Consider the following 20,399-nt stretch of genomic DNA (forward strand, 5'->3'; position numbering starts at 1 on the left):
TGTCTAATCGTCGGCTGTTATCCCCAACCCTGCAAATAAATCGGCGAAACCGGAGCTGTGTGCCTGATTCCGGCGCGGCTGCGGGAGATACAGAAACTGGCAAGAATCCCGCAACTTTAGATGGCGACAGAGGCTTTCGGTGGGGTTAGTCTGTAAGGGTTTTGATATTGCGTGCGGATACTCTATCCATGTTACATCCCCTTCGCGCGCTAAATAACACAATACGGAGTCTAAGTATGACGGATAACACCTATACCCCGCCTCGGGTGTGGAAATGGGAACCCGGGAACGGCGGCGCCTTTGCCAGTATCAATCGCCCTGTGGCCGGTCCTACGCACGACAAGTCCCTGCCTGTTGGCAGACATCCATTGCAGCTGTACTCGCTGGCCACGCCCAACGGCGTTAAGGTAACCATTATGCTCGAAGAGTTGCTGGCGCTGGGGCACGAGGGGGCGGAATACGATGCGCACCTGATCCGAATTACCGAGGGCGATCAGTTTGGCAGTGGCTTTGTGGAAGTGAATCCCAATTCTAAGATTCCGGCGCTGATGGATCGCAGCGCGAATCCACCTATCCGGGTGTTTGAGTCCGGTTCCATTTTGCTTTATCTGGCGGAAAAGTTCGGCGCATTTCTGCCGCAAGCACCGGCGCAGCGCACTGAGTGTCTCAACTGGCTCTTCTGGCAGATGGGCAGCGCGCCCTATTTGGGTGGCGGCTTCGGTCACTTCTACGCTTATGCGCCGGAAAAATACGAGTACCCCATCAACCGCTTCACCATGGAAGTGAAGCGCCAATTGGATGTGCTGGACCGGCAGTTGGCTGAGCACCGCTATGTGGCTGGTGAGGAATACACCATTGCGGATATGGCCATTTGGCCCTGGTACGGCGCTCTGGTCAGAAATGCCCTCTATGACGCGGGGGAGTTTCTCGATGTGCAAAGCTATAAGCATGTGGTGCGCTGGGCGGAAGAGATAGCGCAGCGTCCGGCGGTGCAGCGCGGGCGCATGGTGAACCGCACTTGGGGCGAGCCGGCTGAGCAACTGCACGAGCGGCATGATGCCAGCGATTTTGACCGCCGCACTCAGGATAAGATCGGCCCCGACGGGGATTCCCGGGAAACCACTGATTAATTGGTTAAAAATACTTCGGGGTCAGGTGAGAAGCCCATCCCTTTGCCTGAGCGCCCCGAAGCCCACTACAACTCCCGTGTGAATACAGCGGCGGTCCCTTAAAGCAGCGCGAGCGCGGCGGCGAGGGTTTCGCCGATGCGCGCGTTCAGTTTGAGGTCGAGCATGTCGTCCGCCCGTGTTCGGCCCAGGTTGAGTGCCGCCATGGGTTTGCGCCAGTCGCGCGCATAGCGGCAGAAGCGGTAGCCGGAATAAACCATCAGGGAGGAGCCGATTACCAGCAGGGCATCGCTGGCCTCTAGCGCATTCAGCGCTATTTGCACTCGCTCGCCGGGGACATTGTCGCCAAAGAAAACCACATCCGGTTTGAGGATGCCGCCGCAGTGGGGGCAGTCGGCGACGCAAAATCCGCTGAAATCCACTTCCAGATCGGCGTCGCCGTCCGGCGCGGCGGTGGCGTTGTGGCGGCGAAAATCGGGGTTCAGGGTGTGGCAGCGTTCGTGTACCGCCTGGCGGTCGCAGCGGTAGCCGCAGTGCATACAGATAACTTCATCTGCACGGCCGTGCAGGTCGAGTACCCGTCGGCTGCCGGCGCGCTGGTGCAGTCGGTCCACATTCTGGGTTACCAGTAGTTCTGTGTGTTGCCGCCGCTCCAGCTCCGCCAGATGCCGATGCGCCGCGTTGGGCTGAGCCCGGCGCATGGTCGGCCAGCCGATCAGGCTGCGGCCCCAATAGCGCTGCCGGGTACTCAGGCTGCTCATAAAGTCCCCGTGCCGCACGGGCTGCTTGCGTTTCCAGGCGCCGTCCTGGTCCCGGTAGTCGGGAATGCCGGAATCGGTGCTGACACCGGCCCCGGTGAGAATCATCAAACGCGGATAACGGCGGATAAAAGCGGCCAAGTGCTCGGCGGCCGCTTCTGCAACGGTGGTTTGCTGCGGGCAGGGCGGCGCGAAGGTTTGCGCACTCGCGTTTAGGGGGCTGAGGGTCATGGGTGGCACCGGCAGAGTATCTGGTGGGTGCCGAGAGTATGCCTCAAAGTGATGACAGTTTCCGCCACGAAAGCAGCAGCCTGGCGGCGCGGGAAGGCATCCGGGTGCGCGACAGCCGCTGCGCGGTGAAACCGCCGATTGCCGCAAGGCCGATCAGTGCGGGCAGGGAAATACGCCGCAAGCCTGCGGTTACACTGTTTTTTTGCCGATTCAGCAAGACCACGGCGCAGGCCCGTTGTTTTTCCATTTCCCGGCTGTGCTGTTGAATCGCTTTACTTAAAGATCTCAAGGACATCCCGAACCGCCGCTTGTAGCTGTCGCTTGGTTTCACTGAAGCCGAGCAGAGTGCCTAGCCTGCGCTGGTACAGAAGGATTGCCGCCAGAATCAGGACTTGCGCGAGTACAAATACGGCAAAACCGACGTAAATCGATTGCGAGTAGCGATAGCCGATCAGGCCCGCACCACCGCAGAAACTCAGTACCAGTGTGATGGCCAGGGGCAGGAGCAGCAGCTGCAGGGCGATAAGGCGCTTGCCGGCAGTGAGGGTGCGGCTCAGCTCCAGCTGTGCTAGCGCGCGCAAATTTTCAAGCCACGCTGACATAAGCGTCAGTGTGGCTTCTGTTTGTGTCAACGCTTTGTCCGTGCCGCCTGGCGGTGGTGGCGTATCTTCTGTGCCTGTGTGGCCATGTGCTGAATCCGCTTCACCACCGCCAGCCAGCTTGTCCGCAGTCTGGCGGTGGGTGTTTCCAGAAGGCCGTGTTTGATTGGTGTTTGCCATTGAATGCCGATCCCGCTGGTACGGTTTGACGTGTGGTGTTTATTTCAGCAGTTTGGCAATTACCCAGCCCACGGCAAAAGCACAGCCGACACTGAGCACCGGGTGCGCCTTAATTGTGTCTTCGGCACGTTTCTCTAAGTTGTTGGCCTGTTGTTTGCCGGTTTTCAGTGTGGTGGCAGCCCGCTTTTTCAGGTGCTCCGCTGTTTCGCTCGCTGCCTCACCGGCGAGTTGGTAAGCCTGAGCCAACTTTTCCCGACCGGAGTTTTGCTGAGAGGTTTTTGCCGTGGCCATAACGCGTTCCTCACTCTTGGAAATGGGTCCCAGTATCCTAGAGTCGCGGTCGGCAAATCGTTAACTTGGGTGTGACTTGAGGTTCAGCGCGGGCACTTTTACGGGTTTGCCGCACCGCTGCGCCAGCGGCGGATGTTTTCCACCACGCCGTCCAGCAGTCGCTGGCGGCTTTCGCGGCTGATCCAGGCGCTGTGCGGGGTGATGATCAGGTTGGGGATATCGGCGGCCAATAGCGGATGGTCCGGCGGTGGGGGTTCCGCGCTCAAAACGTCCAGGGCGGCGCCGCCCAGGTGGCCGCTTTTCAGAGCGGCCGCGAGGGCCGGTTCATCGATCAGGCCGCCGCGCGCGGTGTTGATCAGGAAGGCGCCGGGTTTCATGGCGGCGAGGAAGTCTCCGTCCACCAGCCGTTCTGTATGCGCGCTGAGGGGGCAGTGCAGGCTGATGACATCGGATTCCGCCAGCAGTTGCACCAGCGGCACCCGGCCTTCCTGTCGGCGGCCGGTAAAGGATTCCGCCACCAGAATTTCCATACCTAGTGATCGGCCCAGTTGGGCGAATCTTTGCCCCAGATTGCCGTAGCCGATAATGCCGAGCTTCTTGCCCGCCAGCTCTACCACCGGGTGCTCCAGCAGGCAGAAAATCGGCGACTGGCTCCAGCGGCCGGATTTCACGTCACTGTCGTACTGGTGCCAGCGGGTGGCCAGCGCCAGCATCAGTGCCAGGGCGTGTTGCGGCACAGAGGTGCCGGCGTAGCCCTGTACGTTGCGCACCGGGATACCGCGGGCCTCGGCCGCTTCCAGGTCGATGTTGTTGGTGCCGGTGGCGCAGACACAGATCAGCTTTAAGTTCGGGGCGCTTTCGATCAGGGGGCGATCGAGGACCACCTTGTTGCTGACCACCACGTCCGCGCCGGCGATGCGCGCGGCGGTTTCCTCCGCCGCGGTGGTCTGGAAGAAGTCCCAGTGGTCCAGGGACGCCTCCAGAGCGGAGGTGTCCAGTTCTTCCAGTTTCATGGTCAGAGTATCGAGGAATACGCCGCGCATCGCTGAATCCCGTTTGCTTGCTGAAAGACTGGGTTTACATCACCCGCATGCCCGGCTTGGCGCCTTCGTGGGGTTCGAGTATCCACAGGTCCTTGCCGCCGGGGCCGGCGGCGAGCACCATGCCTTCGCTGACGCCGAAGCGCATTTTGCGCGGGGCCAGGTTGGCGACCATCACGGTGTGCTTGCCGATCAGATCCTCGGGGTTGTAGGCACTCTTGATACCGGCGAATACCTGGCGGGTTTCACCGCCCAGATCCAGGGTCAGCTTCAGCAGTTTACCCGCGCCTTCGACATGTTCTGCGTTGGCGATGAGTGCGATGCGCAGATCCACCTTGGCGAAGTCGTCGAATTGGATTTGCGGTGCGATGGGTTCTTCGGCCAGCGGACCGCTGGCGGGCTTTGCCTCTGCCTGCAGTTTTGCCAGGGATTCTTTGGCTGCTTCCATGACGGCGTCCACCTGAGATTTTTCTACACGCTGCATCAAGGGTTTGAATTTGTTGATCTGGTGGTCGGCCAGTGGGGTGGTGGCCGCGGCCCAGTCCAGTTCACAGTTGAGGAATTGCGCCGCCTTGGCTGCGGTATTCGGCAGCACCGGTGCCAGCCAGGTGATCAGGGCGCGGAACATGTTGACACCCTGGGAGCAGATGGCCAGAACTTCGGCCTCTTTGCCTTCCTCCTTGGCCAGGGACCAGGGCGCCTTGTCGGCGATCCAGGCGTTGGCGGCGTCGGCCAGTGCCATGATATCGCGCATGGCGCGGGCGTATTCGCGGCTCTCGTAGTATTCGGCGATGCGCGGCGCGGCCTCGACAAACTGTTGCCAGAGGGCTTCGTCGGCGAGTGCGTTCGCCAGTACACCGCCGGATTTGTTGACGAATTTGGCGGTGCGCGAGGCGATGTTCACCACCTTGCCCACCAGGTCGGAATTCACCTTGGCGATAAAGTCGTCCAGGTTCAAATCCAGGTCGTCGACACCGGCGGTGAGCTTGGCGGCGAAGTAGTAGCGCAGGTACTCGGGGTCCAGGTGGTCGAGGTAGTTGCGCGCATTGATAAAGGTGCCGCGGGATTTGGACATCTTTTTGCCGTTGACGGTCAAAAAGCCGTGCACGCACACCTTGGTGGGGGTGCGGAAGTCCGCCGAGTGCAGCATCGCGGGCCAGAAGAGGGCGTGGAAGTTGACGATGTCTTTGCCGATAAAGTGGTACACCTCGGCGTCACTGTCTTTTTTCCAGAAATCCCGCCAGTCGAGGCCGCGTTGGTCGCAGTAGTTTTTCAGGCTGGCCATATAGCCGATGGGGGCGTCCAGCCAGACGTAGAAGTATTTGCCGGGGGCATCCGGAATTTCAAAACCGAAATAGGGGGCGTCGCGGGAGATGTCCCACTCCTGCAGGCCCTCTTCCAGCCACTCCGCCAGCTTGTTGGCCATTTCCTCCTGCAGGTGGCCCGCGCGGGTCCACTGCTTCAAAAAGTCGCTGAAGGCCGGAAGCGTGAAGAAGAAGTGCTCGGACTCTTTTTCGACCGGTGTGGCGCCGGAGATGGCGGACACGGGATCTATCAGCTCCGTAGGGCTGTAGGTGGCGCCGCAGGCCTCGCAGTTGTCGCCGTATTGATCCGGGGTGCCGCAGCGCGGGCAGGTGCCCTTGATATAGCGGTCGGCCAGAAACAGTTGTTTCTCCGGATCGAAGGCCTGGGTAATGGTGCGCGAGGCGATATGGCCGTTCTCGGACAGGCGCCGGTAGATCATGGCCGACAGCTCGCGGTTCTCCTCCGAATGGGTGGAGTGGTAGTTGTCCACGTCGATCAGGAAGCCGGAAAAGTCGCGCTCGTGCTCCGCCTGCATATTGCTGATGTGCTGTTCCGGCGTCAGGCCCAGTTGTTCGGCCCTGAGCATAATGGCGGTACCGTGGGCGTCGTCGGCGCACATGTAGAGGCACTGGTGGCCGCGCGCGCGCTGGAAGCGGGCCCAGATGTCAGTCTGGATATATTCGAGCACATGGCCTAAGTGCAGTGAGCCATTGGCGTAGGGCAGTGCGCTGGTGACCAGGATTTTTCGCGGTGTGGGGCGCGTTTCGGACATCGGTTTTTCCATCGGCTGAGGGGTTTTGGCCGGAGCGGCCGGACATCGTAAAAAGACCGCGGAATATAGCAGATTTGCGGGGTGGCTGGGAGCGCGGGGCTTTCCGCCGGGGCACGATGCGGCTGGCTTTGGCGGAGGTGATCCGACACAATGCCGCCGAATTTACATTCGTCGAGAGGGAAGAGCTGTGAGCGATCACGAACACGATCATCTGCCCGCGGAGGTGCAGGTGGAGCTGGAGCGCCTGGCGGAGAGCCTGGGGCAGTTGCACGATCCGGCCACCGGGTTGCCGCTGGACGAGTTGGACGCGGAGATTGAGGTGGGTTTTGAGGGAGGCACTGTGTTCGTCGGCCTCACCCTCGGTTATCCCTGTGCCGGCCGGGAGGCGGACTGGGATGCGCGGCTGCGCGAGGCCTGCCTGCCGACGCTCAAGGGCGGTCCACTGGGAGAGGCGCAGCTGCAGTTCGAACTGTTCAGTGACATTCCGGTCACTGGCGCGGCGGATGCGCCAGAACCTTTGCGGGGCGTCAAAAATATTGTCGCGGTGGCGTCGGGCAAGGGCGGTGTGGGCAAGTCTACCACCGCGGTGAATCTGGCTCTGGCACTGGCGGCCGAGGGGGCCAGTGTCGGCCTGCTGGATGCGGATATCTACGGTCCCAGTCTGCCCACCATGCTCGGTACCGAGGGGGTACGCCCGGATGTTAAGGAGCAGAAATTTTTCCTGCCGGTAGAGGCTCGGGGGCTGAAGACCATGTCCCTGGGCTATTTGATGACGGAGGAAACCCCGGCAGTGTGGCGCGGCCCCATGGCCAGCGGCGCTTTGAATCAGATTTTGACGCAAACTCTGTGGGGTGAGTTGGATTACCTGTTTGTGGATATGCCTCCGGGCACCGGGGATATTCAGCTGACCCTGGCGCAGAACACCACCCTCGCCGGTGCGGTAATTGTGACTACGCCCCAGGACCTGGCGTTAAAAGATGCCATCAAGGGGGTGGAGATGTTCCGCAAGGTATCGGTACCGGTGCTGGGCATTGTGGAGAACATGTCCCTGCACACCTGTTCCCAGTGCGGCCACAGCGAACCGATTTTCGGCAGCGGCGGTGGCGAGCGCATCGCCGCCGATTACCAGACCCGCCTGCTCGGTCAGCTTCCCCTGACTTTGGCGATCCGAGAGGACGCCGATGGCGGCTTGCCCACTGTGGCCTCGGACCCGGAGGGGGAGATTGCGGGGCTTTACCGCGATATCGCCCGCCGCGCTGCGGCGCAGATCTGGCTGAACGCCGGTGAAGAGGATTTACCGCAAATTGAAGTGTCCTAAGGGCGCTTTGAGGTATCTGCGCCCAGGGGAGAAAGAGAAGTCGAGTCTGGGGCGAAGCTCAAGTGATGGGGTAGGCATTTCGAAACCGTCGGATACAAGGATGTATCCGGCGGAGCTACAGGGATGTACTGGTGCGTTTTCGAAATGCCTACCCCATTGCTTGAGCGCCACAGGGCTAGCTACAGCGCTCGTGCAAATTAAGCACAGGCTCTCTGATTGTTCTTAAAAAGGCCGCATAACCCTGTGGGATCAGGATTGGGCGGCTTGCCGCTTGCGCAGTGAATATTTGCGGCGGCGGCGCGCGGCGATGGCTTCCCGCGCCTCCTGGCCGATATGCGGTTCGCCCCGCTGTTTGGCCAGCTGGATTTGTTTCTCCCGCTCGCGCAGTCGGGCCCGTTTTTCCTCGGAGACCTTGTCGTGGCAGTGGGGACAGCTGACGCCCTGTTCGTACAGGGGAGATTGTTTGTCCTCCGGTGTGACCGGCATGCGGCAGGCGTGGCACTGGTCGTAGTTGCCCGGCTGCAGGTCGTGGTTGACGGTGACGCGGTCATCGAAGACAAAGCACTCGCCCTCCCACAGGCTCTCTTCTTTGGGCACTTCTTCCAGGTATTTGAGAATGCCGCCCTGCAGGTGGTAGACCTCTTTAAAGCCCTGCTCTTTCAGATAGGCGGTGGACTTTTCGCAGCGGATACCGCCGGTGCAGAACATGGCCACTTTTTTGTGTTTGTCCGGGTCCAGGTTTTCCTGCACGTACTGGGGAAACTCGCGGAAGCTGTCGGTCTTGGGGTTCACCGCATTCTTGAAGGTGCCCACCTGATATTCGTAGTCGTTGCGGGTGTCGATCAGCAGCACCTCCGGATCGGAGATGAGCGCGTTCCAGTCTGCGGGTTTGACATAGGTGCCGACGCTGCGCCGCGGATCTATCCCCTCTACACCCATAGTGACGATTTCTCGCTTCAGCTTCACCTTGCTGCGCAGGAAGGGGGGCTTGTCGGTGTAGGATTCTTTGTAATCCAGGTCCGCCAGGCGCGGGTCGGATTTCAGGTGCGCCAGCAGGGCATCTATGCCCTCGCGGGAGCCGGCCACAGTGCCGTTGATGCCTTCGCGAGCCAGCAGCAGGGTGCCGCGGACTTGCCGGTCGAGCATGACTTTGAGCAGGGGATCGCGCAGGGATTCGAAGTCGTCCAGGGTGACGAACTTGTAGAGTGCGCACACGACGGTGGAATTCATATTACTTCCTCATTGCAGTGCCGGAGCGTAAATCCGGAGCAGAAAAAATCGCCGCGCATTTTATCCCAGGTGCACGTTGTTGTCGTACATTTATCAATCACTGGGGCCTGCGGCGAAAAGTCATTGACCTCCGGGCCGCAAGTTGTCACAGTTCGGCAGCACCACAGCGAGGCCATAGCCATGGATGAAGATTTTGCACCCCGAGAGTCGGACTTGAGCCAGACCTACCGCGAAGGTGATGTGACCGTCCAGATCGATATTTACGAGGATGGCGAGGGCGGTTGGTTGCTCGAGATAGTGGACGAGAACAACAACTCCACCGTGTGGGAGGATTCCTTCGATACGGAGCAGGAGGCGTTGGATGAGGCACTGGATGCGCTGCGCGAAGAGGGCATAGCGGCCTTCGTGGGCCCGGTACAGGAAGCGGACGAGCACTGGTAGCGGGCGAGTTCCCCGCGCGAGCGACGCCGCGTCGCCTGCCCACGCTGTGCTAAGGTTACAGCAGAAGGGAATCGCGACAGTGTAACAGCACAACCCAATCGCAGTGCCGCCGTGGAGCAACCACGGACTGATTGTTCCCGGCGGTGCGACCCGATTCGCGGTACCCTTCCTATGCGAGCGATTCGCCTCCTACCCCTGCTGTTATTGTCCCTGCCCGGGGTGGCAATCCCCCTTCAGCTCTCTGACCAACACCTGCTCAAGACCGGCCTGAAAGAAGTCCGGCTGGTCGCCGAATTGGGTGGCTATGCGGTTGTTGCCGGACGCAGCTGCCTGGACTGCGATGAAAATCCCGCCATTTACATTTTTAAAATACCCCGACCTGGAGAAGATGTGGCGGCCATAGAGGCTGCGAGTGAGCGCTACACCTATCCCGGTCGCTACGTCGATTACCTGAGTAAGACTCTGGTGGAGAAGACGCGCATGTTTTATGGCCGCTGCTACGAGGGGATGCCCTCGCTGCTGTGGTTGAGCGAATACCGGGTAAATGACGACTGGGTCAAATCCGAGTATCTGATAGTTTTTGGTGATAAGGGGCCGGAGCACCGCTACAACGAAAACCGCCAGCCGAGTCTCTATTACATCGACAACCGCGATTGTGTCGAACTGCCGGGTGTCGCCGCTGAAACCGAGCCGTGACCGTGCTTCGTAAAAAAATACCCCGCCAATGGCGGGGTATGCTGGGGCTCGGGGCCGTACTCAATGGTGTTGTGTTATTGCTTCTTTGGGTTATTTTGCCGGGTGCCAGGTAATTTTCAGTTTCTTCTTGCCCCAGCGGCGCGCCTTTTTGACATCTTTGCCCATCCAAACATCTATGCGTCGTCTGAAGCGTTTGTTCATGCGGTCGCGCACGGTGTAAATGCCGGGCAAGCCTTCGATCTTAACCTTGGCCCCATTAGTCAGGCCGTGTTTTTCAAGATCGCGGGAGACGGCGATTATCTTGTCGCCGGGGCGCAGTCGGTTGTTCCAGGCCGCAATCCAGGGATTGCTGTCGGTTTGGCCTGGCACCGAGTTATAGGCGGTGGCGTCGACCGTCATGGTTTTTTTCTTTATGGTGGCGGAGGCGTTAAGGCTGATTGCCGCCGAGAGGAAAACAATTATAAAAAGTACGGTATTGCGCAGAGTCTGTTTCGTCATGTCCCGATACCTCCAGGTGTCATTTGGTCACAGGCAAATGGTGCGCCAATGAAGAAGTCCAAGTGTCTTTGGAAATAACTGATCAATAATTGAGCAGTGGTGGCTATATTACGGGTTGATGGTCACTTATCAACTTTTTGCTGAAGGCCGGTAAAAAGCCGACCGTTTTATCTTTCTTTTTTAAAAGCATGGGATTTTGGCCCCAAAGGCTTTCTTTTGTTGCAACCATTTTTTGCCGATAAGAATGTTTGCGGATAATCGGTTGAACAAATCTCCGCAGGCTTAGTAATTGATTTCTTTGCGAAAAAACTGGCTGATAACGATGTCATCCTAATGAGAGGCACGAATAAGCGCTGGATTGGTTTTCCAATCCGCATAGAGAAAGTAAAAAATTTCTCTGAAATTATTTGTGACTGGTCTGTCGGGTGCTACAGGGAGCCACTGGTTCATTGGCCGCCCGGTGACAAAGAGACTTCGGGGGCAGATGAGAAGCCGATTCCATGGCCAGAGCACCCCAAAGCCCGCTTAAGCTCCTGTATGAATGAGCCGAAGCTTCCTCAGGTGGATGTGGCGTCGGCAGGCTGGGGAGGGTTGAGCTGTTGCCGGAGCCCCAGCAGGTAGGCGCGGTCTTCCTCCAGATCCGCAAAACCGTGGCGGGCGTCCAGTTCCACGGCTTTTTCCACCCATTCTATGGCTTCTTCCAGATTGCCCTGCCACTCGCACACCTGTCCCAGATTGAAATAGGTGATGGCCAGGTTGTGCCACTCCCCGTGACGGGTCAGTCCACTGATGGCGCGGCTGTACAGTTGGTAGGCGGTGCGCAACAGGTGTGCCCTGCGCAGCGGGTCCTGCTCGCTGGCGGACTGCTGGTGGTAGGTGTGGGCCAGCGCCGAGCGCACCCGCGCGGGCGAGTGTTCGAAGGGGGCGGGCAGGCCCAGGGTGGCACCGCCATCCAGGTAAGCGAGTACTGACTCAAATTGGGCCCGAGCCAGCGGGTAGAGTTCCGGGCGGGCGCGGGCGGCAAGGGCGTTCAGCACCATGCCGTAGCGGTAGCGCAGAGCATGCTGCTGTTGTGGTTTGTCTGCCAGGGTGCCGATGGCTCTTTCGTAGAGGGGCAGCGCGCGGTCGAAATCGCCTTGTAACGCGAGTGCTTCGGCGCTGGTAAGCAGCTTTTGTGTGGCACCTTCTCCTTTCGCCGCCGGTGTCGCTACTGCAACACCGGCGGCAAGGAGCAGAACTGCGAGAGAGAGGCTGGTCAGGGTTCCGTGCATCTTGGGCGCCTTCCCTGTAACGGCTCGGGAGTTGAGAGGCTGTAATAACTCTCAGTATCACCCCTCAGGCTGCAGTTGCGCCAGTATGCCTTGGAAGGGATGGCGCAAGGACACACCTGCAAAGCGTTTCGACTGGCAGCGGCAGGAATAGCCGCTGGCGAGCAGCTTTTCTGTATCCGCACCGGTACCGGACAGGCGCGGTGCCCAGGATTGTTGGAATATGGTGCGGGACGTCTCCTTGTGCGCCGTTTCATGGCCGTAGGTACCGGCCATGCCGCAGCAGCCGAGCCGTTCGGTATGCAGCTCCAGGCCCAGAGCTTCGAAAATCCGCTGCCAATCTTTCAGACTGGCGGCGGCGTTGGTCTGCTCGCTGCAGTGCGGCAACAGGTGGAAGCGGGCGGGGGTCAGCCGCGGCCGCTGTTGCTCCAGGTGTTCCAACTGCCCGGCCAGCCATTCTTGCACCAGCTGCACTTTGGGTGCTTCTTCGCCGAGCAGCTTTCGGTACTCGGCGCGGTAGGTCAGGGTCATGGATGGGTCCACGCCCACCAGCGGTACGCCGCTGGCGGCCAGTTCGTTCAACATGGCGCTGTTGTTTTCCGCCACCCGCTGAAACTGACGCAGGAAGCCATGCACATGCAGGGGTTTGCCGTTGGCTTTAAAGGGGGCCACCAGGGGAACAAAATCCAATTGTTTCAGCAGCTTCAGCAGGTCGCCGACCACTTCGGCATCGAAGTAGCTGGTAAAGGCGTCTTGCACAATGATGACAGCGCGGCTGCGCTGGGCGGGGCCCAGGGCTTCCAGGCTGGCGGCACTGGCGAAGGGCACGCCCAGCTCCGCCATGGTTTTGTACAGGCTCTTGCGCGCCAGCAGGGGGCTGTCCGCCAGTCCCAAGCCGCGCTCCAGCAGCCAAGTGACAGGCTTCAGTTTCAGCGGCCAGTTGTATAGCTGCGGTACTTTCGCCAAATGCGGCATCACAAATTCCAGGCCGCCGACCACATAGTCTTTCAGCGGGCGCAGGTAGCGGCTGTAGTAGAGTTCGAGAAACTTGCTGCGAAATTCGGGGACATCCACCTTTATGGGGCACTGGCCAGAGCAGGATTTGCAGGCCAGACAGCCCTGCATGGCGTCGTTCACTTCGTGGTTGAAGTCGTATTCTCCGCGCATTTTGGCCAGGGAGTTTTTGATGCGCCCCGGCAGCCCCACGAAGAAGGATTGTTCGCGAAACTTGCGCGCCGTTTCCACCGGGTCCACGCCCCGCGCCGCGAGCAGTCGCAGCCACTCGCGCACCAGGGAGGCGCGGCCCTTGGGAGAGTGGATGCGCTCGCGGGTGGCCTTGTAAGAGGGGCACATGGCGTCGTCAGGATTCCAGTTGAAGCAGGCGCCATTGCCGTTGCAGTAGACGCCTTCGCTGTAACCGTCCCACACCTGCACTGGAATTTGTCGGTCCAGTTCGCCACGGGTAGTGACCTGGTCGATCTTCAGCAGGGACGAGGCGCGGCTGGGGGTGGCGATTTTGCCGGGGTTCAGCTGGTTGCGCGGGTCGAAGGCGGCCTTGATCCGCTGCAGTTCCGGGTAGAGTTCGCCGAAGAACTCCGGCGCGTACTCGGAGCGCACCCCCTTGCCGTGTTCGCCCCACAGCAGGCCTTTGTATTTTTGTGTCAGGGCCACCACCTTGTCGGTGATAGCGCGTATCTGCGCCGCTTGTTCGGGGTCTTTCATATCGATGGCCGGACGCACGTGCAGCACGCCCGCGTCCACATGGCCGAACATACCGTAGTCGAGGCCTGCGTCGTCTAGTACCGCGCGGAACTCGGCGATAAAGTCGGCCAGATTTTCCGGCGGCACCGCCGTGTCTTCGACAAAGGGGATCGGCCGTTTCTCACCCTGCGCATTGCCCAGCAGGCCCACGGCGCGCTTGCGCATGGCCCAGATGCGATTCACTTCGGCGTGGCCGCGGGCGATGGTGTAACCAAAGCTTTTGCCCGGTTGGCCGATCATGGCGTCCACATGGGCGGTGAATTTCGCCAGCAGTTGTTCCAGTTCCTCTTCTGAATCGGCGGTGTATTCCACCAGGTTGATGCCTTTTACCGGCCGCTCTTCCGCCGGGAAAAACTCGCTCACGCTGTGCCAGACGATATCTTCCATCGCCAGCTGCAGCACTTTGCTGTCCACCGTTTCGATGGATGTGGGGCCGGCCTCCATCAGGTCCTTGGCGTCCCGCAGGGCATCCTGGAAGTTGTCGTACTTCAGGTTCACCAGCGCCGCGCATTTTGGAATCGGCAGCAGGTTCAGCTTCGCCTCGGCGATAAAGCCCAGAGTACCCTCGGAGCCACAGAGCACGCTGTTGAGGTTAAATTCGCCACCTTCGCGGATATGGGCCAGGTCGTAACCAGTGAGGCAGCGGTTCAGTTTGGGAAATTTGTGCGCGATCAGTTCGGCTTTGTCCCGCGCTATCTCGTCGCAGATGCGGTGCACCTTGCCTGGGCGGTCATCGCGCGCGCTGACTTCGCGCAGTGTGTCATCGCCGATCGGTGCGGATTGCCAGAGTTCGCCCCCCAGCAGCACGGTGGACAGTTCCAGCACATGGTCCCGGGTTTTGCCGTAGAGGCAGGAACCCTGCCCTGAGGCATCGGTATTGATCATGCCGCCAATGGTGGCGCGGTTGCTGGTGGAAAGCTCCGGGGCGAAGAAGAGCCCGTAGGGCTTCAGGGCCGCGTTCAGCTGGTCTTTCACCACCCCGGCCTGCACCCGCGCCCAGCGCTCCTCGGCGTTGATTTCCAGAATCCGGTTCATATGGCGGGAAATGTCCACCACCAGACCATCGGTGAGGGACTGGCCATTGGTGCCGGTACCACCGCCGCGGGGGGACAGCACCACCTGGTGGAACTCCTCCCGGTCTGCCAGCTTGGCGATCAGCTGCAGATCGTGGATATCCCGCGGGTACACCACCGCCTGGGGCAGTACCTGGTAGATGGAGTTGTCCGAGGACAGAACCGTGCGGCTGGCGTAGCTGGGGCTGATATCGCCGCGAAAACCGCCGCCCTTCAGCGCCTCGAGAAACTGGAGATAGAGAGCCTGTACTTCGTCGACTTCGCGCAGTGCTGGGATCATGGGTCGCATTTACTGGGTGGAGAAGAAAAGGGCGGGCATTGTAGCGCGGCGGCGGGGAGGGGGGCTATATGGGGCTGTACAGAGCGAGGGCGCCGTTTGGCGCCCCCGGACTGAAAAGTGGGAGAAAGTCAGGCTGCCCAGCGTTGGTTGCCTTTGCCGAAGGTGCTTTGGGCTGTGCGAATTGCAGCGGAGGGCAGGTTTCTGACGTAGGCGTTGATCTTTGCTAATTTATCGCGCACCAAGAAGCAACCATAAGCTCCTACGGCTGCAGCGCCAAAGACCGACCCTGAGGACAAGACTTGGCTAGCAGTGTTAACAATTGTTTGCGGAATCTCTTCCAAGCCTAAGACTTCGGAGAAGGTGTGGCCCGCGGCAAGAGCGGTCGCTACAGTACCATGCTGTAGAAGCGCGTCTCGGCGCGCATCTTTGTTGAGCATATCGTAAGGGTTGACCTTGGTCCCCACGTAGCTGATCCCCACCTTGTTACATAGGTCTTCCAGCTCCTTTTTTCGGGTGCCGACACCACGTGGATTGGAAAAGTACACCTTCTGCCGGTTCAGGTATTGGCGCAGTGCTTTTTGGTGTTCTGCTTTCTTTGCCCCTTCTCGCGCCGGAGATTGCATCGGGGGGTGTTCCGGAGACAGCTGTTTTTCCAGAACTTGCAGGGCGCGCACAAAAGTCCCGGCCCCCTCTCCGTGCGCTAGCCAGTGTACCCGTGCTCCGGCAAGCATCGCCTGTTGAATCAGCGATGCCAGATGATCTCGGTGTTTGTCGCTCTTAAAACCGCCGTTTTGCCAATATAGGGAGTAGTGATTCCCGGAGCAATTAACAAACTCATTGCAGAGACTGCTGTAGGCCTTGGAGATATGCTCGATCAGCATTCTTCCGGCCTGTTCTTTGTCGTCAAATTTTCCACTGACAGCGGCGTAGTGGGCGCCATCCCAGCGGTGATCCAGCTGTATCTCGGTTCTACGTTTGTTATCGGTTTGCCAGCGGTTAGCTTGTCGTTGAACTTGATAGAGACCGGTTGTTTGTGGGCCTTTATGGAGTTTGTAATCGCTGTCGATTTCCAGTCTATAAATCAGTACGTTACCGTCGTTGTCTAGCTGATAGAGGATGGCTGCGCCGTCAAAAGTCAGTTTTTCTGTCTGGAAACGGCGGCCTACGGCAACACTGCTTAGTGCATGGATCGCTCTGACCACACTGGTGAGATAATAGTTACCGGTATGTTCGCGCTGAATAGTTTCCCAGACTTTTTCCTGGGTTTTCTTTACGTAGACGTTTCTCCCTATGCCATTACCGCCACTAATAAGTTTCCAAGTTTTGCTTTTGTTTTGCATAACAGCTCCCTTGCTATTTTTTGATAAAATTGAGTAAGTAGGTTTCTGTGGTATCAGGGGGTTAGCTCTGGTGGCGGGCTGCCGGGATTTACTACGATGATATTTTCTTCACCTTTACCACCGTAACGCCACTCGGGGTAAATCCAGGGCTCTGGATCACGGTGTTCGCTGCCGCGGGCATCTGGCCATTTGTGCTTCGCTTCCTCCAGGCGCTCTTTCGCCGTTGCACTGAGTTCCAGCTGTACGGAATCCAGCACGGCATTCCGCAGCGCATTCATATTGGCGAGGCAGTAATCTACTGGGGCATAGCCGATATAGCCGAAGTTCAGATCCAGACCGTAGCGGTCGTCCAGCGGGATGCGCAGATAACAGTCACGATAGGTCCGCATAAACTCCGGAGGCGGTTCCTTATCGTGGGAATAGTCGCGGTGTCTTTCAAAATACAGCCAAGTTGCGCCAGCCTCTTGCCGTTGACGCCAGTGGACCGGAGCCCGATATTCTCCTAAGCTGGGGCATGCGGGACAGGTATACCAGAGGTTGCGCAGGCATATCTGCTCGAAGTGCTTAGGATTAAAGCAACTCATTCCTTCCGGCAGGGCATCGTAGCGCCAGAGGCCGATACCGAAACAAATGGTGCCATAGGAGCGAGGACGCCAGGGAGGGCCGTAAAATTCCCAATCGCGCTTCATAAAGTAAAAGGCGGCTTTCCCCTCACGCTGCCACTCGGGTAGGTTGCTGCCGTCGTCGAAATACTGGCTTGGATTGTAGATATTTATCCGTGGTGGCGGGTCTTCACCTGGAAATCCCCCGTAGTTGGAATGGGGCGGCATTCGCAGCGTCAGAATATTGCCTGAGAGGTCTACCCGGATAGTTTCGGGGCGATTAATGCCGGGTACGTAGGGGCGTTTGCGGGTGGCGAAAAGTCGTTTAAGCATAAGTTCCTTGGGATTGTTGGCCCCAGCTTTTCTTCCATGTGAAAGTCGAAATTTTATTGATGCCTGGTGCCAAGTTCAATTGTCGTTTTTTGCGGTTGTTCAAATTTTCTTAAAAAGACGAGGGGTATTTGGGCATGGCAGGGCAATAGCGGGCGCATTGCACTGCTGCTGTATTGTGGTTCATGGGGTTAATACTGGCGGCCTGCCGGGCTCCAGTACGACGTAACTCTCTTCTCCCTCAACACCATCCCGCAATTTGGGGAAAACCCAGGGCTCCGGGTCGCGGTGTTCACTGGCGCGAGCATCCGGCCATTTGCGCTTTGCTTCCGCCAGACGTTCTTTTGCCGATGAACTGAGTTCCAGTTGTACAGAGTCCAGTACAGCATCCCGCAGTGCATTCATATTGGTGAGGCAGTATTCTGCTGGGACATAGCCGAAATAGTTGAAGTGCAGGTCCAGATAGTAGCGGTCGTCGACCGGGATACGAAGATGGCAATCAAGGCAAGTGCTTAAAATCTCCTGGAGTGGCTCCGGTTCAAGATCGTCATTATGTCTTTCAAAGTAAAGCCAGGTTGCACCGGACTCTTGCCGCAATCGCCAATGAATGGGGGCCTGAATCCCGCCGAGGACTCCAGAATACCAAAGGTTGCGCAAGGTTATCTGCTCAAAATGGTTGGGGTTAAAGCAACTCATGCCTTCCGGCAGAGCATCGTAACGGCAGGCAAAGATATTGAAAAAGATGGTGCCGTAAGACTGGGTGCGCCAGGGAGGCCCGTAGAATGACCATTTACGGTGCAAAAACTCAAACGATGATATACCTTCTCGCCGCCACTCCGGCTCATAACTGTCGTCAGTATATTGGTATGACTCATAGATATTTATCTGCGGGGGTTCCCTGCTCGGGCCCCATCCATCGTAGGAGTGGGGCGGCATTTGCAGGGTAAGAATGTTGCCGGAGAGATCTAGCCGGATGGTTTCGGGGCGATTAATGCCGGGTACGTAGGGGCGTTTGCGGGTGGCGAAAAGTCGTTTAAGCATAAGTTCCTTGGGGTTTCTGGTCCCGGCCATTCTTCCATGTGAAAGTCAAAATTCTATTGATATCTGGCGCTCGGTTCAATTGGTGCTATTTGCGCCTGTTCAAGTTTTTTAAACCGCTGAAATAGGAAGTTCTGGCTATAGTAGGGGCGAGTGCAAATCAGGATGTTAGTACTGGCGGCGGGCTGCCGGGATTTACTACGACGATATTTTCTTCACCTATACCACCGTAACGCCACTCGGGGTAAATCCAGGGCTCCGGATCACGGTGTTCGCTGGCGTGGGCATCTGGCCATTTGTGCTTCGCTTCCGCCAGACGCTCTTTTGCTGTTGCGCTGAATTCCATCTGTACGGAATCCAACACGGCATCCCGAAGTTTATTCATATTGGCTAGGCAGTACTTAACGGGAGCGTAGCCGAGATAGCTAAAGACCAAGTTCAGATAGTAGCGGTTGTCTAGCGGGATACGCAGATAGCAGTCACGATAGGTGCGCATAAACTCGGGGGGCTGCCAAGCATCATGGGAATAATCGCGATGGCTTTCAAAGTAAAGCCAAGTTGCGCCGGACTCTTGTTGAAGACGCCAGTGGATGGGAGCTTTATATTCCCCTATGCTTGGACGCCCGGGGCCAGCATACCAGAGGCTGCGCAGGGCCATCTGTTCAAAGTGATTAGGGTTAAAGCAACTCATGTCCTCTGGCAAAATATCACAGCGCCAGACAGTGATACTAAAAGAGATGGTGCCATAGGGGCGGGGACGCCAGGGAGGGCCGTAAAATGCCCACTTGCGGCGCAAAAAATGAAATGAAGATTCCCTTTCTCGTTGCCAGTCTGGTAGGCCACTATCGTCGACATACCGTCCTTGCTCGTAGATATTTACCTGAGGCGGCGGATCTTCACCCGGAAATCCTCCATAGTATGAGTGCGGCGGCATTTGCAGAGTCAGAATACTGCCGGATAGGTCTACCCGGATAGTTTCGGGGCGATTAATGCCGGGTACGTAGGGGCGTTTGCGGGTGGCGAAAAGTCGTTTAAGCATAGGTTCCCTGGGGTTTCCGGCCTTTTCTTTCTTCCATGCGAAAGCCGAAATCTTATTGATATTTGGCACCGGATTCAATTGCGACTGTTTGCGGTTGTTCGAGTTTTCTAAAGAAAGTCAGCCATGCCTATTTAGATGGTGTCCGGCTAGGACTATGGTTGTATAAGTCGATGTGTCACGCTATCAAATGGTAATAAGCGGAAAATAGAAACACTGATATGAAAATCCAGCTGCTGACAGAGAGGATTCCGGTGGGGATAAGCCAGTGTGCTCTGGGCGACCCGGTGCGCTACAACGGCGGTCACAAGCACAGCAAGGTCTGCACGGAGCTTCTCAGTCAGTGTTTGGAGCTGCGCCCTTTCTGTCCTGAAGTGGCTATTGGTCTGGGTGTTCCGCGACCGCCGATTCATTTGATTGTGAGTGACCGGCTGCGGGCTGTAGGGCGGGATGATCCGCGTATGGATGTTACCGAGGCGCTGGAAAATTACGCCGACCGGGTGGTCCCGCAGGTGGCGGAACTGCGCGGTTTTATTTTGATGCAGAAATCCCCGAGCTGTGGTGTGCGCAGTGTGCCGCACTACAAGGAGGATGGCTCGGGCGCGTTGGCCCACGGTGCCGGTCTTTTCGCCGCGCGCCTGCGCGAACATTTTCCTCATCTGCCGATAGAGGAAGTGGGGCGCTTGAATGCCAGTGATATCCGTGAAAATTTTCTCACACGTGTGTTCGCCTACGATGCCTGGTATCGCTATGTGGCTCCGGACCCGCGTCCGGCGCGGGTGACGGAGTTCTACACGGCTTATAAATACCTTCTGCTGGCCCACCATCAACCGCTGACCCGTGAATTGGGACGGCTGCTTTCAGACACCAGCGGCTATAAGCCGCAACAATTGGCTGTGGAAGTGCGCGGCAGGATGATGGAGATTCTCAGCCATCCTGCCAATCGCCGGGATAGAACCAATGCACTGATGCACAGCCAGGGACATCTGAACGAGTATTTGACCAAGGAAGAGCGGGCGGAGTTGACCCGTTTAATCGAGGATTATTACCGGGGACGTAAACCGCTATCCGCGGTATTGACCATGCTGCGTCACTACCTTCCGCGCAGCCCGCATCAGTTTATCCATAGCCAGGTGCTGCTCGCCGCAGAACCTGCTGAGCTGGGACTGTGTGATTTCCGCTGAG

The 20,399-nt window shown here is 58.3% G+C and carries 19 protein-coding genes; 6 read left to right on the top strand and 13 right to left on the bottom strand.

The genetic code is table 11. The annotated features are described in order from the left end of the window. The first annotated feature begins 236 nt into the window (after positions 1-236). Positions 237-1,130: a glutathione-dependent disulfide-bond oxidoreductase gene (gene yghU, locus A3224_RS03180; protein WP_067151386.1), complete on the top strand. Its 894-nt coding sequence runs from the start codon at positions 237-239 to the stop codon at positions 1,128-1,130. Positions 1,131-1,228: 98 nt separating this feature from the next. Here yghU and A3224_RS03185 read toward each other — a convergent pair whose 3' ends face one another. After that, positions 1,229-2,116 (bottom strand): NAD-dependent protein deacetylase, encoded by an 888-nt coding sequence (locus A3224_RS03185; protein WP_067151389.1) that lies wholly within the window; start codon positions 2,114-2,116, stop codon positions 1,229-1,231. Between the two features lie 2 nt (positions 2,117-2,118). On the opposite strand from A3224_RS03185, the gene A3224_RS03190 reads away from it, so the two are divergent. Beyond that, entirely contained in the window at positions 2,119-2,382 is a 264-nt protein-coding gene (locus tag A3224_RS03190; RefSeq protein WP_067151394.1) for a hypothetical protein, read from the top strand. Positions 2,383-2,388: 6 nt separating this feature from the next. Here the strand turns inward: A3224_RS03190 and A3224_RS03195 are convergent, their stop codons facing one another. The 4 genes from A3224_RS03195 to metG all read right to left on the bottom strand — a co-directional run bounded on the left by A3224_RS03195 (position 2,389) and on the right by metG (position 6,303). Further along, positions 2,389-2,895: a hypothetical protein gene (locus tag A3224_RS03195; RefSeq protein WP_067151397.1), complete on the bottom strand. Its 507-nt coding sequence runs from the start codon at positions 2,893-2,895 to the stop codon at positions 2,389-2,391. Between the two features lie 39 nt (positions 2,896-2,934). Beyond that, positions 2,935-3,186, bottom strand: a complete 252-nt coding sequence (locus A3224_RS03200; RefSeq protein ID WP_067151400.1) for a hypothetical protein — start codon at positions 3,184-3,186, stop codon at positions 2,935-2,937. A gap of 98 nt (positions 3,187-3,284) precedes the next feature. Beyond that, positions 3,285-4,229 (bottom strand): D-2-hydroxyacid dehydrogenase, encoded by a 945-nt coding sequence (locus A3224_RS03205; protein ID WP_067151403.1) that lies wholly within the window; start codon positions 4,227-4,229, stop codon positions 3,285-3,287. Positions 4,230-4,263: 34 nt separating this feature from the next. Continuing rightward, the gene (gene metG, locus A3224_RS03210) at positions 4,264-6,303 is read right to left on the bottom strand and encodes a methionine--tRNA ligase (protein WP_067157360.1); all 2,040 of its coding nucleotides are present in this window, start codon (positions 6,301-6,303) and stop codon (positions 4,264-4,266) included. Positions 6,304-6,490: 187 nt separating this feature from the next. Here metG and apbC point away from each other — a divergent pair, with 187 nt between their 5' ends. Further along, the gene (gene apbC / locus A3224_RS03215; RefSeq protein WP_231902446.1) at positions 6,491-7,621 is read left to right on the top strand and encodes an iron-sulfur cluster carrier protein ApbC; all 1,131 of its coding nucleotides are present in this window, start codon (positions 6,491-6,493) and stop codon (positions 7,619-7,621) included. Positions 7,622-7,870: 249 nt separating this feature from the next. Here the strand turns inward: apbC and trhO are convergent, their stop codons facing one another. Then, complete coding sequence (gene trhO / locus A3224_RS03220; protein WP_067151406.1) at positions 7,871-8,851, bottom strand: oxygen-dependent tRNA uridine(34) hydroxylase TrhO; 981 nt, start codon at positions 8,849-8,851, stop codon at positions 7,871-7,873. 213 nt (positions 8,852-9,064) lie between these two features. On the opposite strand from trhO, the gene A3224_RS03225 reads away from it, so the two are divergent. Both A3224_RS03225 and A3224_RS03230 read left to right on the top strand, forming a co-directional pair. Continuing rightward, positions 9,065-9,292: a hypothetical protein gene (locus A3224_RS03225; RefSeq protein WP_231902447.1), complete on the top strand. Its 228-nt coding sequence runs from the start codon at positions 9,065-9,067 to the stop codon at positions 9,290-9,292. Between the two features lie 171 nt (positions 9,293-9,463). Continuing rightward, positions 9,464-9,988: a hypothetical protein gene (locus A3224_RS03230; protein ID WP_067151412.1), complete on the top strand. Its 525-nt coding sequence runs from the start codon at positions 9,464-9,466 to the stop codon at positions 9,986-9,988. A 90-nt stretch (positions 9,989-10,078) separates the two neighbouring features. On the opposite strand, the gene A3224_RS03235 is transcribed toward A3224_RS03230, so the two are convergent. From A3224_RS03235 to A3224_RS03265, 7 genes are all read right to left on the bottom strand, one after another. Further along, positions 10,079-10,486 carry a 3D domain-containing protein gene (locus tag A3224_RS03235; protein ID WP_067151415.1) on the bottom strand — a complete coding sequence of 136 codons (408 nt, stop codon included), beginning with the start codon at positions 10,484-10,486 and terminating at the stop codon, positions 10,079-10,081. Positions 10,487-11,043: 557 nt separating this feature from the next. After that, positions 11,044-11,757 carry a tetratricopeptide repeat protein gene (locus tag A3224_RS03240; protein WP_067151418.1) on the bottom strand — a complete coding sequence of 238 codons (714 nt, stop codon included), beginning with the start codon at positions 11,755-11,757 and terminating at the stop codon, positions 11,044-11,046. 57 nt (positions 11,758-11,814) lie between these two features. Beyond that, a complete protein-coding gene (gene ydiJ, locus A3224_RS03245; RefSeq protein WP_067151421.1) occupies positions 11,815-14,868 on the bottom strand; it encodes a D-2-hydroxyglutarate dehydrogenase YdiJ in 3,054 nt (1,017 codons plus the stop codon). 128 nt (positions 14,869-14,996) lie between these two features. Next, complete coding sequence (locus tag A3224_RS03250) at positions 14,997-16,208, bottom strand: hypothetical protein (protein ID WP_067151424.1); 1,212 nt, start codon at positions 16,206-16,208, stop codon at positions 14,997-14,999. A 53-nt stretch (positions 16,209-16,261) separates the two neighbouring features. Further along, the gene (locus tag A3224_RS03255) at positions 16,262-17,143 is read right to left on the bottom strand and encodes a hypothetical protein (RefSeq protein WP_067151427.1); all 882 of its coding nucleotides are present in this window, start codon (positions 17,141-17,143) and stop codon (positions 16,262-16,264) included. Positions 17,144-17,323: 180 nt separating this feature from the next. Then, the gene (locus A3224_RS03260; RefSeq protein ID WP_067151430.1) at positions 17,324-18,181 is read right to left on the bottom strand and encodes a hypothetical protein; all 858 of its coding nucleotides are present in this window, start codon (positions 18,179-18,181) and stop codon (positions 17,324-17,326) included. 157 nt (positions 18,182-18,338) lie between these two features. Then, positions 18,339-19,217 carry a hypothetical protein gene (locus A3224_RS03265; protein WP_156481416.1) on the bottom strand — a complete coding sequence of 293 codons (879 nt, stop codon included), beginning with the start codon at positions 19,215-19,217 and terminating at the stop codon, positions 18,339-18,341. A 218-nt stretch (positions 19,218-19,435) separates the two neighbouring features. Between A3224_RS03265 and A3224_RS03270 the strand changes: the two genes are divergently transcribed. After that, positions 19,436-20,398, top strand: coding sequence for a YbgA family protein (locus A3224_RS03270; RefSeq protein WP_067151436.1), 963 nt, complete (start codon positions 19,436-19,438; stop codon positions 20,396-20,398). Position 20,399: the final 1 nt, after the last annotated feature.

This window comes from Microbulbifer thermotolerans, from assembly GCF_001617625.1.
Taxonomy (GTDB): Bacteria; Pseudomonadota; Gammaproteobacteria; order Pseudomonadales; family Cellvibrionaceae; genus Microbulbifer; species Microbulbifer thermotolerans.

What these genes read in the sequence shown, in the direction of transcription:
- A3224_RS03235 (WP_067151415.1), bottom strand. Translation starts at nt 10,486, where the DNA reads ATGACGAAACAGACTCTGCGCAATACCGTACTTTTTATAATTGTTTTC.
- A3224_RS03200 (WP_067151400.1), bottom strand. Translation starts at nt 3,186, where the DNA reads ATGGCCACGGCAAAAACCTCTCAGCAAAACTCCGGTCGGGAAAAGTTG.
- trhO (WP_067151406.1), bottom strand. Translation starts at nt 8,851, where the DNA reads ATGAATTCCACCGTCGTGTGCGCACTCTACAAGTTCGTCACCCTGGAC.
- A3224_RS03240 (WP_067151418.1), bottom strand. Translation starts at nt 11,757, where the DNA reads ATGCACGGAACCCTGACCAGCCTCTCTCTCGCAGTTCTGCTCCTTGCC.
- A3224_RS03270 (WP_067151436.1), top strand. Translation starts at nt 19,436, where the DNA reads ATGAAAATCCAGCTGCTGACAGAGAGGATTCCGGTGGGGATAAGCCAG.
- A3224_RS03255 (WP_067151427.1), bottom strand. Translation starts at nt 17,143, where the DNA reads ATGCTTAAACGACTTTTCGCCACCCGCAAACGCCCCTACGTACCCGGC.
- A3224_RS03195 (WP_067151397.1), bottom strand. Translation starts at nt 2,895, where the DNA reads ATGGCAAACACCAATCAAACACGGCCTTCTGGAAACACCCACCGCCAG.
- A3224_RS03250 (WP_067151424.1), bottom strand. Translation starts at nt 16,208, where the DNA reads ATGCAAAACAAAAGCAAAACTTGGAAACTTATTAGTGGCGGTAATGGC.
- A3224_RS03185 (WP_067151389.1), bottom strand. Translation starts at nt 2,116, where the DNA reads ATGACCCTCAGCCCCCTAAACGCGAGTGCGCAAACCTTCGCGCCGCCC.
- metG (WP_067157360.1), bottom strand. Translation starts at nt 6,303, where the DNA reads ATGTCCGAAACGCGCCCCACACCGCGAAAAATCCTGGTCACCAGCGCA.
- A3224_RS03230 (WP_067151412.1), top strand. Translation starts at nt 9,464, where the DNA reads ATGCGAGCGATTCGCCTCCTACCCCTGCTGTTATTGTCCCTGCCCGGG.
- A3224_RS03205 (WP_067151403.1), bottom strand. Translation starts at nt 4,229, where the DNA reads ATGCGCGGCGTATTCCTCGATACTCTGACCATGAAACTGGAAGAACTG.
- ydiJ (WP_067151421.1), bottom strand. Translation starts at nt 14,868, where the DNA reads ATGATCCCAGCACTGCGCGAAGTCGACGAAGTACAGGCTCTCTATCTC.
- A3224_RS03265 (WP_156481416.1), bottom strand. Translation starts at nt 19,217, where the DNA reads ATGCTTAAACGACTTTTCGCCACCCGCAAACGCCCCTACGTACCCGGC.
- A3224_RS03260 (WP_067151430.1), bottom strand. Translation starts at nt 18,181, where the DNA reads ATGCTTAAACGACTTTTCGCCACCCGCAAACGCCCCTACGTACCCGGC.
- yghU (WP_067151386.1), top strand. Translation starts at nt 237, where the DNA reads ATGACGGATAACACCTATACCCCGCCTCGGGTGTGGAAATGGGAACCC.